Source organism: Bradyrhizobium sp. Leo78, assembly GCF_059512425.1.
This window is the reverse complement of sequence record NZ_JCAMOT010000058.1, coordinates 24,256-36,302: the sequence shown is the minus strand read 5'-3', so window position 1 is coordinate 36,302 and position 12,047 is coordinate 24,256. Positions and strand designations below refer to the sequence as shown.

Annotated in this window: 12 protein-coding genes and 2 pseudogenes; 8 read left to right on the top strand and 6 right to left on the bottom strand. The window is 60.5% G+C overall.

Going from position 1 to position 12,047, the window contains the following annotated elements:
- Both AC5ZG1_RS39325 and AC5ZG1_RS39320 read left to right on the top strand, forming a co-directional pair.
- Positions 1-431: pseudogene (locus AC5ZG1_RS39325) on the top strand (tyrosine-type recombinase/integrase); the annotation flags it as partial.
- A 3-nt stretch (positions 432-434) separates the two neighbouring features.
- Positions 435-818, top strand: a pseudogene (locus tag AC5ZG1_RS39320) (enoyl-CoA hydratase-related protein); the annotation flags it as partial.
- Between the two features lie 330 nt (positions 819-1,148).
- Here the strand turns inward: AC5ZG1_RS39320 and AC5ZG1_RS39315 are convergent.
- On the bottom strand, positions 1,149-1,889 hold the full coding sequence (locus AC5ZG1_RS39315; RefSeq protein ID WP_496136126.1) for an IclR family transcriptional regulator: 741 nt from the start codon (positions 1,887-1,889) through the stop codon (positions 1,149-1,151).
- A gap of 505 nt (positions 1,890-2,394) precedes the next feature.
- Here AC5ZG1_RS39315 and AC5ZG1_RS39310 point away from each other — a divergent pair.
- The 5 genes from AC5ZG1_RS39310 (at position 2,395) to AC5ZG1_RS39290 (ending at position 8,396) form a co-directional block, all read left to right on the top strand.
- A complete protein-coding gene (locus tag AC5ZG1_RS39310) occupies positions 2,395-3,240 on the top strand; it encodes an amidohydrolase family protein (RefSeq protein ID WP_456646663.1) in 846 nt (281 codons plus the stop codon).
- Between the two features lie 17 nt (positions 3,241-3,257).
- Positions 3,258-4,469, top strand: coding sequence for a CaiB/BaiF CoA transferase family protein (locus tag AC5ZG1_RS39305; protein WP_496136125.1), 1,212 nt, complete (start codon positions 3,258-3,260; stop codon positions 4,467-4,469).
- Positions 4,470-4,547: 78 nt separating this feature from the next.
- Positions 4,548-5,720, top strand: coding sequence for an NADH:flavin oxidoreductase/NADH oxidase (locus AC5ZG1_RS39300; protein WP_496136124.1), 1,173 nt, complete (start codon positions 4,548-4,550; stop codon positions 5,718-5,720).
- 76 nt (positions 5,721-5,796) lie between these two features.
- Positions 5,797-7,008, top strand: a complete 1,212-nt coding sequence (locus AC5ZG1_RS39295; protein ID WP_496136131.1) for an ABC transporter substrate-binding protein — start codon at positions 5,797-5,799, stop codon at positions 7,006-7,008.
- 557 nt (positions 7,009-7,565) lie between these two features.
- On the top strand, positions 7,566-8,396 hold the full coding sequence (locus AC5ZG1_RS39290; protein WP_496136123.1) for an IclR family transcriptional regulator: 831 nt from the start codon (positions 7,566-7,568) through the stop codon (positions 8,394-8,396).
- Positions 8,397-8,892: 496 nt separating this feature from the next.
- Here AC5ZG1_RS39290 and AC5ZG1_RS39285 read toward each other — a convergent pair whose 3' ends face one another.
- Positions 8,893-9,690, bottom strand: a complete 798-nt coding sequence (locus AC5ZG1_RS39285) for an ABC transporter ATP-binding protein (RefSeq protein ID WP_496136130.1) — start codon at positions 9,688-9,690, stop codon at positions 8,893-8,895.
- The gene (locus tag AC5ZG1_RS39280) at positions 9,684-10,622 is read right to left on the bottom strand and encodes an ABC transporter permease (protein WP_496136122.1); all 939 of its coding nucleotides are present in this window, start codon (positions 10,620-10,622) and stop codon (positions 9,684-9,686) included. The genes AC5ZG1_RS39285 and AC5ZG1_RS39280 overlap by 7 nt, the downstream gene beginning before the upstream one ends.
- On the opposite strand from AC5ZG1_RS39280, the gene AC5ZG1_RS39275 reads away from it, so the two are divergent.
- Positions 10,504-10,776, top strand: a complete 273-nt coding sequence (locus AC5ZG1_RS39275) for a glutathione binding-like protein (protein ID WP_496136129.1) — start codon at positions 10,504-10,506, stop codon at positions 10,774-10,776. The genes AC5ZG1_RS39280 and AC5ZG1_RS39275 overlap by 119 nt on opposite strands.
- On the opposite strand, the gene AC5ZG1_RS39270 is transcribed toward AC5ZG1_RS39275, so the two are convergent.
- The 3 genes from AC5ZG1_RS39270 to AC5ZG1_RS39260 are packed head-to-tail and all read right to left on the bottom strand — an operon-like array spanning position 10,690 to position 12,016.
- Positions 10,690-10,884 (bottom strand): hypothetical protein, encoded by a 195-nt coding sequence (locus AC5ZG1_RS39270; RefSeq protein WP_496136132.1) that lies wholly within the window; start codon positions 10,882-10,884, stop codon positions 10,690-10,692. The two genes, AC5ZG1_RS39275 and AC5ZG1_RS39270, sit on opposite strands and share 87 nt — an antisense overlap.
- Complete coding sequence (locus tag AC5ZG1_RS39265) at positions 10,881-11,396, bottom strand: ABC transporter substrate-binding protein (RefSeq protein WP_496136128.1); 516 nt, start codon at positions 11,394-11,396, stop codon at positions 10,881-10,883. The genes AC5ZG1_RS39270 and AC5ZG1_RS39265 overlap by 4 nt, the downstream gene beginning before the upstream one ends.
- Positions 11,333-12,016, bottom strand: coding sequence for an ABC transporter substrate-binding protein (locus AC5ZG1_RS39260; RefSeq protein ID WP_496136121.1), 684 nt, complete (start codon positions 12,014-12,016; stop codon positions 11,333-11,335). The genes AC5ZG1_RS39265 and AC5ZG1_RS39260 overlap by 64 nt, the downstream gene beginning before the upstream one ends.
- Positions 12,017-12,047: the final 31 nt, after the last annotated feature.

Sequence of the window (12,047 nt, the reverse complement as noted above, 5' to 3'; positions counted from 1 at the left end):
GCGCCGGCCTGCGCGCCACTGAGGTGGTCTCGCTCAAGGTTGCCGACATCGACAGCAAGCGCATGATCATCCGCGTCGAGCAGGGCAAGGGCGGCAAGGACCGGAACGTTATGCTGTCCCCACACCTGCTTGAGTTGCTGCGGGCCTGGTGGAAGGCGGCGCGGCCGCAGGGCTGGCTGTTCCCGGGCCGCGATCCGGCGCAGCCGATGACCACACGCCAGCTCAATCGCGGCTGTCATGCCGCCGCCCAGATGGCGGAGATCAACAAGCGCGTTTCGTTGCACACCTTGCGGCACAGCTTCGCCACCCACCTCTTGGAGCAGCACATCGATGTCCGCATCATCCAGGTGCTGCTCGGTCACGCCAAGCTCGACACCACGGCGCTCTATACCCGCGTCGCCACTAAGAGCTATTTTCGGGCGGCCTTCCCCGGTCTTGGCGCAGCCCCCGATCTCGGTCTTGCATTGACGCTGCCACGAGCAATCGGATCTTCTCGGGCAAAGGACATCCTTCTGACGAACCGTCGCGTCGAGCCTACCGAAGCTGTATCGATAGGCATCGCCAAGCGGGTGGCGCCAGCCGCGAACCTGATGGAAGATGCGATATCGCTTGCCAATGATCTGGCAGCCGGCCCAGCGACGTCCCTCGGCTTGACCAAGACGTTGCTGAACGGTGCCTATGGAACAGTCGAGGAGTTTTTCAGTGCAGAAGCCTTCGCACAAGGAGTAGCGTTCGGCAGCCGCGAATTTGCCGAAGGAGTCGATGCATTCTTGCAGAAACGAAAGCCGGACTTTCGGAAGGCTGTGCGGAATAGATAGGCGACCACGTTCCGAACAGGTCCAGCTTGCGTTCGACACGTTCGGACAAGTATCGGAATCAATCAACTGAGCAGACGTATACTAAATCGAAACGGCCTTCTTTTGGCTCTCACCTATTCTCCGCCCGACACTGCCGATAGTCAGTAGGACGGGGAATTGATGTCGGGCGTGCGAAGCTAGAGCATTGAACGCCCCTCCCTTCTGTACGATCCCGCGCGCACTGGTGCGGTGCTTCAGATACCGTCTGCGATCAGGAAAATACTGGTTGATGGCCCGAGTACCGTTAAAGGTCCCTTTCGCCGACTTGGGGAGTAGAACGAACGACAGAGGTCACGTCAGAAACCGCGCGATGCCTTCGCGAACACAGGCCAGGATTTCGTCCTGCCGCTCTTCGAGACGTGATACCGGCCCGCCGACGCCAAGGACCAGGTGGCGCCCGAAGTCGCGCTTCGGCAACAGGACGGCAATCACCCCGGCGTCCTGAACGATGATGTGTTTGGAAAACATGTAGCCGTCGCGCCTAATGCCGTTGATGATCTTCATCAGCGCATTCAGTTCGAAGTGTTCTTCCGGAGGGCAAACGGCATTTATGCGGCGCAGCAGCCGGGCAATCTCGACGTCGGTATGACCGCTGAGCAACGTGCGCCCAATTCCGCTGATCGCAAGCGGTCGGACGTCGCCGGGCTTGACTTCGAACCGCAGGCGCTTGCTGGTTTGCAGACTGTGAATGTATTGAGCATGCAAATCGGACTGCGTGCTGATGCTGACCAGCTCGTCCAGTTTCTCATGGACAAAGTCGACCAACGCAAGGATGGCGCTGTCGCCGAACAGCCCGGTGTCCAGCCACCGGCCCATCTGGGCGATGCGCATGGTCGGCATGTAGGTGCGATTGTAGCTGTCGTAGAACAGATATCCCAGCATCGCCATGCTCTTCAGCAAGGCTGCGGCACTGGATGTTGGATAGTCGCACTTCGTCGCGACTTCCTTCAGCGAGATCGGTCGTTTCACGTCCTCGAAATACTCAAGGACTTCGAATATCCGCTTGGCCGACTTTATGCTGGAGTTTGTCATTTACACATACGTGGAGAAAAATCCGATTACACGGTTCATTGGCACCTTAGTAGGCCTGAATTCAAATTCGAAGCGTTCAACAATCTAGTGCCTCTGGACCTCAGCCGCAATTCTTTTTCCATATATATAGAAATAGAACCACATATATGTAACCCAGTGGACTCGGCGACGCGCGGCCCCTAGTGTTCTCCGCGGCCGCCAAGGCCGCGGCGTCACAGCCGTTCAAAAAAAGAAAAACGCCCCACCCAGGTGGAGCGCGCTTGCAGGGAGGCGTCATGAAGCCGCGAATAAATTTGTCTGCCGTGATCAACTGATGTCGTCCGGTTCGACCGGTCGCTGCTCGGGCTTCCCGCCGCCAAGTCGAACCTCCTGGCGACCATTCTCTTGAAGATCAACCATCGCGTTCACGTCTGACTGGGGATGTTGGCCAAGCCCACCATCGGCAACGAGGTTGGCGCACCTGCCCCGGGCTCTCACCTCCAAGACCGAACAGGGATTTGCTTAAATGGACTATCGATTGCCCGAAGGCAGCTGCGATTGTCACTTTCACATCTACGGCCCCTTCGATCGCTTTCCGCCCGGCAACGAGGGACGCTTTACCGCCGCGCAGCCGTTCACGATCGAAGACGCTTTTGCCATCTGGAACAAACTCGGCATCACGCGCGGCGTCATCGTCCATGCAGTGGGTTCGGGAGAAGACAACGCCGTCACTTATGACGCACTGCGTCGCTACCCTGACAGGCTTCGTGCCGTGGCGATCTTGCGGCCCGACGTATCGGATCGGCGGCTTGATGAACTCACCGACGCCGGCTTCAAGGCGGTGCGCGTCACCATGATCCGGCAGGACGGCAAGCCGGTCTCGACACTCGGCACGAGCTACGACGATCTGGTCAAGCTCGCCCCTCGTCTCGCGGAAAGAGGCTGGCACGCCCAGCTTTGGATCGAGAGCTCGGATCTGGCCGCCGCCGCACCCGAGCTTGAGAAGCTGCCGCTCAACTATGTGATCGACCACATGTCGCGGACCATGGCCGACAAGGGGCACGAGCACCCCGACTTTCGCGCCTTCACCGAACGGCTGAAGACCGGCCGCTACTGGACCAAGATTTCGGGTGCAGACCGCAACACGCGTATCGGCCGTCCCTATGCGGACACGGCGCCCTTCATGCGCGCCATCGTTCAGGCCGCGCCCGATCAGGTCGTGTGGGGCAGCGATTGGCCCCATGTGGGCCACAGCGCCGAAACGCTTCCCGATCTTCAGGATCTGCTTCGACTGCTGCACGAATGCGTCCCCGATGAAGCCACCCGTCGAAAGATCCTGATCGCCAATCCGGCGCGGCTCTACAACTTCTGACAACACCCGAGGAAGCCTTGGACAACAACAAAAAGTTGCCGCTCGACGGCGTGATCGTCATAGACCTCGGCCAGGTGTATCAGGGTCCGTACGCCGGCTTCCTGATGGCGCAGGCCGGAGCGACCGTCATCAAGGTCGAACCGCCGAACGGCGAGCCGGTGCGTCATCGCGCCCGCATCAGCAAGGGCAACGCCGTCCCGTTCGCGATGCTCAATGCCAACAAGCGTAACATCAGTCTGAACCTGAAGTCGCCGGAAGGGGTCAGAGTCCTGAAGGAGCTCGCGGCAAAGGCCGATGTGCTGATCGAGAACTACGCGCCGGGGGTGCTCGATCGATTGGGCGTCGGCTATTCCGCTCTAAGCGCCTTCAATCCGCGGCTAATCTACGGCTCGGCCACCGGCTACGGCTTGTCGGGTCCCGATCGGGATAATCTGGCGATGGACCTGACTATCCAGGCGGTGTCTGGCATCATGAGCGTGACCGGCTTTGCCGATGGTCCCCCGGTCAAGGCGGGTCCGGCCATCACCGACTTCATCAGCGGCGTTCATCTGTACGCCGGCATCCTCACAGCGCTTTACGATCGGGAGAAAAGCGGCCGCGGCCGGCTGGTCGAGATCGCGATGGTCGAGACCGTCTATCCGGCGATGGCCTCGAACCTGGCCGATGTCTTTAACCGCAAGGCGGCAGCCCCTCGCACCGGCAACCGTCACGGAGGGCTCGCGGAGGCGCCCTATAATGTTTATCCCGCGTCCGACGGGCATGTCGCCATCATCAGCGTCAACGAATCTCATTGGACCGGGTTGACGCGCGCGATGGGGCGGCCCGAGCTCGCCGATGATGCGCGTTTCAAGACGGTGCTCGACCGCCTGAAGCACATCGATCTAACGGACCAGATCGTGTCCGAGTGGTCCACGCGGCTCACGCGCAATGAGATCACCGAGCTTTGCCGTGCCAACAGAGTGCCCTGCGCCGCGGTTCGCGACTTGCGTGAGGTGACCGAGGACAATCACCTCCACGCCCGGGGCATGTTGCGCGAAATCGAGCATCCGGAATACGGCGACATTCTCGTTCATCGCAGTCCGCTGATGCTCCACGACACGGCAGCGCCGGAATACATCCCATCCGCGCGTCTCGGTCAGCACAACAGCGAGATCCTGTCGGAATATCTAGGCCTGTCCAGCAGCGAGATCGATGCATTGCGCCGCTCCGGCGCGATTGCACAAGCGTGACGACCACCACTCCATGCGCGGCGAAAACGTACGTCGTGGCGCGAATTTCCCGGTCCGCTAGTTCAGAGGAAGATCAAGATGGTCAAGCTGTTTGAAAGCATTTCATTCCGTGGCGTCGAGCTCAGCAACCGGATCGTCGTCTCGCCGATGGGGATGTATTCGGCCGAAAACGGCTACATCACACCCTTCCATCTGGTTCACTATGGCAAGTTCGCCATGGGCGGAGCCGGGCTCGTCTTCGTCGAGCAGACTTCGGTCAGCCGGAAGGGGCGCATCACCAACGGTGATCCCGGGCTGTGGGAGGACGGCCAGATCGACGGCATGCGCCAGATTGTTCACGTCATCAAATCGTATGGCGCAAAAGCAGCGATCCAGATCAATCACGGCGGACGAAAATCCAGCCAGCAGCGAGCGTTCCGGGGCAACAGCCATTTGACCGACCGCGACATCGAAATGGGAGAGGAAACCTGGGTGCCCACGGGCCCATCGGATGTCCCATTCTCCGATGGTTTTCAGACCCCTGTTCCCCTCACGAAGGAAGGTCTCGCCGGCGTCCGCGATGCATTCGTCGCGACGGCTCGCCGGGCCGTACTGGCGGGGTTCGACGTCATCGAGCTTCACATGGCTCACGGTTATCTGTTGCAATCGTTCATGTCGCCGCTCGCCAATTTCCGCACCGACGAATATGGCGGCAGCCTCGAAAACCGGATGCGGTTTCCGCTCGAAGTAACGCGCGCCGTGAGGGCCGCGCTCCCCTCGGCGACACCTCTCTTCGTGCGTATCTCTGCCACGGACTGGATCGACGGCGGCTGGGACATCGACGACAGCGTCATCTTCTCCCGCAAATTGAAGGAACTGGGCGTCGATCTGGTCGACTGTTCGACGGGTGGCAATCTTCGAGCCGGATCGACCAACGCCAATCTCGGTCGCGGTCCAGGCTACCAGGTGCCGTTTGCCGAACGGATTCGCCACGACGCCGGTATTGCGACCGGCGCGGTCGGCATGATCCGAACTCCAGATTTTGCGGAGAAGATTCTGCAGGATGGTCGTGCCGACCTCATCTTCATTGCCCGCCAGATGCTCTTCAATCCGTTCTGGGCTCTCCACGCCGCAGAACATTTCGGGTTGACCGGCAATTTCGAGAAATGGCCCGAACAATATGCATGGTGGCTTGCCAAGTGGGGTGGAGCCCTTCGCGCCAATGGAGAAAGCCTGGACGGGTTGGAGCGATATCGCGAGGCGGCCGAATAGAACTTCCGTCGCGCGGATAGCCTTGCCAAATCAATCGAGACTTCAAGCAATCAAAAAATTCCAAAGGGAGAAAAAAATGAGACATGTGCTGGCATCGCTGGTGGTTTTTCTAGGCCTTGCATCGGCTCACGCACAGGCGCCCGCGTCGAGGCCGGTCAAGCTAGGCGTGCTCAACGATCAGTCGGGCCAATATGCTGACGCCGCGGGGCCTGCGGCCGTTGAAGTCGTCAAAATGGCGATCGCCGACTTCGGCGGCAAGTTGCTCGGACAGCCGATCGAACTGGTTTTCGCCGATCATCAGAACAAGACGGACATCGCGTCGGGCATCGCCAGGCGGTGGTTCGACACGGAAAATGTCGACGTCATTTTCGATATCGGAAACTCTGCGGTCGCGCTGGCTCTCGCCGATCTGGTTCGGGACAAGAACAAGATGATGATCGTATCGTCGGCCGGCGCATCCGCCATCACAAACGAGAAATGCTCTCCTAACACCTTCCAGTGGACCTACAATACCTACACACTGGCGCGCAGCACCGCGAAGGCATTGATGGGACAGGGCGGAAACGAATGGTTCTTCCTGACGGCCGACTATGCCTTCGGACAAGCTTTCGAGGCCGATGCGTCTGCCGTGCTCAAGGAATCCGGCGGAAAAGTCGTCGGGTCAGTGCGGCACCCGTTCAACACCAGCGACTTCTCTTCGTTCCTGCTCCAGGCCCAGAACTCGAGCGCCAACGTGCTGGCTCTCGCCAACGCCAGCGGTGATACCACCAACTCGCTCATGCAGGCTCACGAGTTCGGCCTGCTCGGCCTGAAAAGAAAGATGCGGGTCGCTGCCTTGCTGTTCCAGATCACGGATGCCAAGGCGGTCGGTCTTCCCAACATGCAGGGTCTGTACACGTCAGAGGCATTCTACTGGAATCGGAATGACGCGTCGCGCGCCTTCGGGAAGCGGTTCTTCGACAAGATTGGGCGTATGCCGACCATGGTTCAGGCCGGAATGTACTCGGCAACCATGCACTACCTGAAGACCGTCGAAGCCGCCGGAACGCTCGAGACAGCCGCCGTGCTCGCAAAATTCCGTTCGTTGCCTGTGAATGATTTCTTCTCGGAGAAGGGGTATGTTCGCGAGGACGGCATGCACATCCATGATTACTATCTGCTGCGAGCAAAGACGGTGGAACAGTCCAGGGGACCATGGGACTTTTATGACGTCGTCGCAACCATCCCGGCCGAGGACGCCAACATTCCTCGCGAACAAAGCAAGTGTTCGCTGATGAAGAAGTCCTGACCTCTCGACGTCGTGGAAAGAGCCACGTTCCAAGCGGCAGCTGCAAAACCGCCGCTCGGAGCTTCCGCTACCCAACTCCTTCTCTCGCCGCCCTCAATACGCAAGTCTGTCTGATGGCAGCCTTCGTCGTGCGTCAGGCGTGGCATCTCATCGTCTGTAGCCGTAGCAATCTAGATCGCATGGCCTGATCAATGGATTGATTGACGTCAGAAGCGACCGATAAATGTCTTCGGCCGATTTCGTTCAGATCGCTGGTGTCGCTGGTCGAGGTCACGAAGACCTTGGGGAAGGCGTTGCCCACTTCGTCGAAAAAGCGGGCGCCGCGCTTTACCGGGAAGTGGGCTCACCCGCGACTCAGACGCTACGACTCAGCCTTACCATATATGTGAGCGGAGCGTGAAAGTCATGGCGGCTCGCTCGAACAGGATACCGGCTCTGTCGATGCTCACGACTGGACCTGCCTGCACAACCCGATTAACGTGCCGCCAAACAGGCGCGAGATGAGGACTTCGGTGCGGCACCACCGGATGTCTGCGGAGTTTCCGCTACAGTCAGCAATGGCCAGAAGAAGCAAGAGAGCGATAGCAGACGATCAGATCACGGAAGCCACGAGCTACGGCCCGCCAGCGGCGGGATCGGTCAAGTCGGCAGGGCGTGTGCTGCGAATTCTCGAGTTCTTCGACGAGATCCAGCGCGACGCGCGCGTTGCCGAAGTCGCCGAGCGCCTGGGATTCCCGCAATCGTCTACTTCGATCCTGCTCAACTGCCTCGTCGAGCTCGGCTACATGGACTATTTGCCGGAGAGCCGCAGGTTCCTGCCCTCGCCACGCGTCACTCTGCTCGGGACCTGGCTCGACAAGGGCCCTGTCAGAAACGGCAGCCTGATGAGGATGCTCGAAGAGCTGTCCCAGAAAACGGGCGACACCGTCATCATCGCCGCGCGGAGCGGCATCTTCGCGCAATACATCCATGTGCTGCAGGCCCGCGCGACAATGCGCTTTCACGTCCCGCCCGGATCCAGGCGTCTCGTGGTCTGGTCGGCTACCGGGTTTTCGCTGCTGACCGCGTGCACCGACAAGGAGATCCGCAGCCTGTGCACGCGCACCAACGCGGAAGCCGCCCTCGACATATCGCGCATCGACATCAATCAGGTGCTCGAGAACGTCGAGCGCACGCGCCGTGACGGCTTCTTCTTCTCGGCGGGTCTGGTCACCCCTGGCGCCGGGTCGATTGCCGTGCCGTTACCCGAGGGTATCGACGGATGGAACCGCGCGCTTGCCGTCGCGGTATCGGGTCCTCTCCACGATATCACGCGGCGACGGACGGAGATCGTCGCGCTGCTCAACGATGTCGTGCAGCGCTATCTTCGTCCGTCGTCCTCGACCTAGACGGCGCCGGCGGTTGCCGGTCGGTCGACGAGCAGCGGTTTCCGGCGTGGACTGACGACACGGCTATAGCCGGGATTGCCTGCCTAACACACTCGTTGTCAGGTATTGGAGGGGTGAGACACGAAAGACTGCAGCAAAGAAGTGCGCCAATGGCGCTGGCACGAGTGGCGAGAGGCGTAGTGCGAGCAAAGTCAGCCAAATCTTGACAGCGGAGTAGTGATCTAAGCGAGCGCTGAGACGTTGCTGAATCTGCTTCCGGTAAAACAAAAACGCGCTCAAACCGCCAAAGGTACTGCCGAGCAACACCGTTGCACCTCCGGCGAATCCATCCATGTAAAAGCTTGCCGCCAGGTAAACCACTCCGCAAACGGGCGCTGGATGAACCGCTGGGCGCCCCACGCCGTCAGGATCAAAACAAGCAGGGCGCTCATGACAATTCGTACCTCGCGAAGGCGCCGTCGAGACATCGCACGCGCCGTCGACCCATGGCCGTTGCTCACCAGTTCGCATCCAATCCAAGCAGCCCCAGAATGTTGCTCCGTAACTCCGCCAGCTTGGGATCGCCGCGGTGCCTCGGGAAGGGACGATCGACCGTCACGTCGGCCTTGATACGCGCGGGGCGATCGCTGAATACGATGACGCGGTTTGCCATGAAGACCGCCTCTTCAACATCGTGCGTCACCATCAGCGCGGTGAAGCCGCTGCGCTGCCAGAGCCCGGCGATCTCCGCCTGCATGGAGATGCGTGTCAGCGAATCGAGCTTGCCGAGCGGCTCATCCAGAATAAGTATTCTGGGCTTGTTCACCAGCGCTCGTGCCAGCGCGACCCGCTGGGCCATTCCTCCCGAAAGCTGATGCGGGTAGGCGTTGCGAAACGCAGAAAGCCCGACGAGGTCGAGCGCCGCATCGACGCGGGGGCGTTGGCTCTTTAAGACACCCTGGGCTTCGAGCCCGAGCGCAACGTTTTTCCAAACGGTTCGCCACGGAAACAGCGTTGGATCCTGAAACACCACCACCCGCGAGAGGAATGGCCGTTTGATCGGACGACCATCTTCGAACCACGCGCCCGATCGTGGCGGCTCAAGCCCAGCCACCAGACGCAGCAAGGTCGACTTTCCGCGTCCCGAGGGACCGAGCAGCGCGACGAATTCGCCCGGTCTTACGTTGAAGCTAACGTCATTCAGTACCGGCAGCGCGGCGCCATCGATGTCAAAGGCGTGGCTGACGCCCACGACATTCAGCGACGCGCCGACGGCAGCCGGCCGATCAGTTTCAGCGATAGCAACCGCTACCATTTGACGACGGCTTTCTGCCAGACCAGCAGCCGGTCGCGCGTCCTGAACAGCAGAGTAATCGCGCCGGAGCACAATAACGACGTCACGATCAGCGCGGCATACATGTTTGCGTAAGCTGCCCAGCCCTGCGCCCATTGCAAATACCACCCGAGCCCGGCCTTGACGCCGATCATTTCGGCAACGACCAGAACGGCAAAGGACGATCCAAGATCCATAAACAAGCCAACGAACACGTGCGGCAGCGCCGCCGGAATTGCGACCTTGAGCACCAGGAAGGAAGGCTTCGCCCCCAATGTTCGCGCGACATCGTAATAGGCATTGCTGACGCTTGCGACGCCCGACCAGGTCAGCACCGTGACCGGAAACCCGGTGGCCAGTGCGATCAGGAACGTGCTCGCGCTCCAGCTCGACGAAAACGTGAACAAGGCAACTGGCAGCCACGCCGTTACGGGCAGCGGGCCGATGAAACGCAGGGCAGGATGCACCCAATAGCCGACGGCGCGCGACCATCCAATCAATACGCCGGTGAGAAAACCGATCGCGGCCCCGAGCGCATAGCCGACGAGCTGAAGCTTCACCGATGCAACGGTGCTGGCCAGAAGCTTCGGCCAGTCGTCGGTGTAGACTTCGACGATGGCTTGCGGCGGCGGAAAGAACGGCGATGGCAGCCATGCGAACTTGGCGGTCGCGATTTCCCATATGGTCAGGAACAGCCCGAAGGCCGCCAGCCATGGCGCCCGCGACTGCAGGCCGCCGCCAAATCGGCCAAACAGAGTTGCGGTGAGAATGCCACCAGCGAACAGGAATGACGCGATCGCCACGTCATGGGTCCGCGACCAATCGCCGACGTCTTGCCACAGCAGGCAGGAGAGTCCGAAGCCGGTCCACGCCAGGCCCGCCAACGCACCCGACGCATTTTTCGCAACCGACATCGGACACGACAGCGAATGGCTCGCGGGGGCGGCTTTCTCTCCGGCAGATCGCGCCAGTGCCGGCGTCTTAGACTTGGTCGAATACGTCGACACAAATCCGCTCGGCGAATTTCGCGCCATCCGTGCCTGGCTTCAAGACCGAGACGCGTTTTAGATCGTCCGCATCGGTCTTGCCCATAGCGATGCACTCCAGAAGCTGGTCGGTCGGTGAGCTCATATTGATGCACATGCGGTGGTCGCGTCTTTCGGCATCTTCGATCAACCGGTCACGTCGACGACCACGCGGTTGGCGAGCTTTTGGGGATCCGTACTCTGCCTGATGATCGACGCCCGTTTGAGGTCGCTCGTGATCTTGACGACTTCCCGACGCAACGGATCGCCGTCAGGATGGTGTCCATGCGTGTGGCTGCGCAGCATCGCCGCAAGGTCTGCGACCGGAACTTTCGGTGTGTATGGTGCGAAGACCTCAGCGGCGTCATCGGGGTTGGTGGCGACATGGACGGCCGCATCATGGATGGCATTCGTCAAGGCGGCGACCGTCGCGGGATCTTTTGCCCACAGAGAAGCACGGACACCCATCGTGCAGCAGGACAGGTTGCCGTAGTCGCCGGAGAGATTCGAGGCGATCTCCACCAACTCGCCGTTGCTGCGATGCTGTATCAGCCACGCTGTCGGATCGGCGTCTGCGATCGCCTGGACTTCCCCGCGCTTTAGCGCGATTGGCAGCAGATCCGCAGGAAACTCGCGCCATTGAACGTCGGTTTCCGGGTTGATGCCATTGTCGGACAGAAGATCGCAAAGAAATTGCGGGGCGCGCCGGAAATGCTGGACACGCCGATCGTCCGGCCTTTGAGTTTCGTGATATCGGTGATGCCCGATGTCTTGCCGGCGAACAGGCGCGTGCAGCCGCCGTGCAGGCCCGTTGTGAGCTTCACATCGACGCCCTGCTCAAGCGGCTTGAGCCAATTCAGCAGCATGCTCGAACCGGCGTCGGCTTTGTCCGTCGCAAGCGCCTGCAGCATCTGGTCGGTCTCGCCGGCGACCTGAATAAATGCGACATCCAGGTTATGCTTGACAAAATACCCGTGATGCAAAGCGACCGGCACCGCCGCAGTGCAGATCCCGCTGCCATTGTACACAAAGCGAATGTGTCGTGGCGGCCCCTTGGGATCGGCGTAAGCGCTCTCGGATGCTCGGCAGATCGGGATCTCGCCGATGCCGTTCGCGGCGGCCGTCGATCCAAAGCCGGGGAACGCGTTCGCCGCTTTCAACACAGCAAACGGAGCGGCGGCACTCAGCACTCCTGCGAAGCCGACAAACTTGCGTCGCGACACCGGCGCGAGCCAACTGCGATCGGGCGATGCCGGTCTTGAGGATGCCTGAGGATCGTCCATTCCTTGCTCCTGAATCGTCGAGAACGTTCGG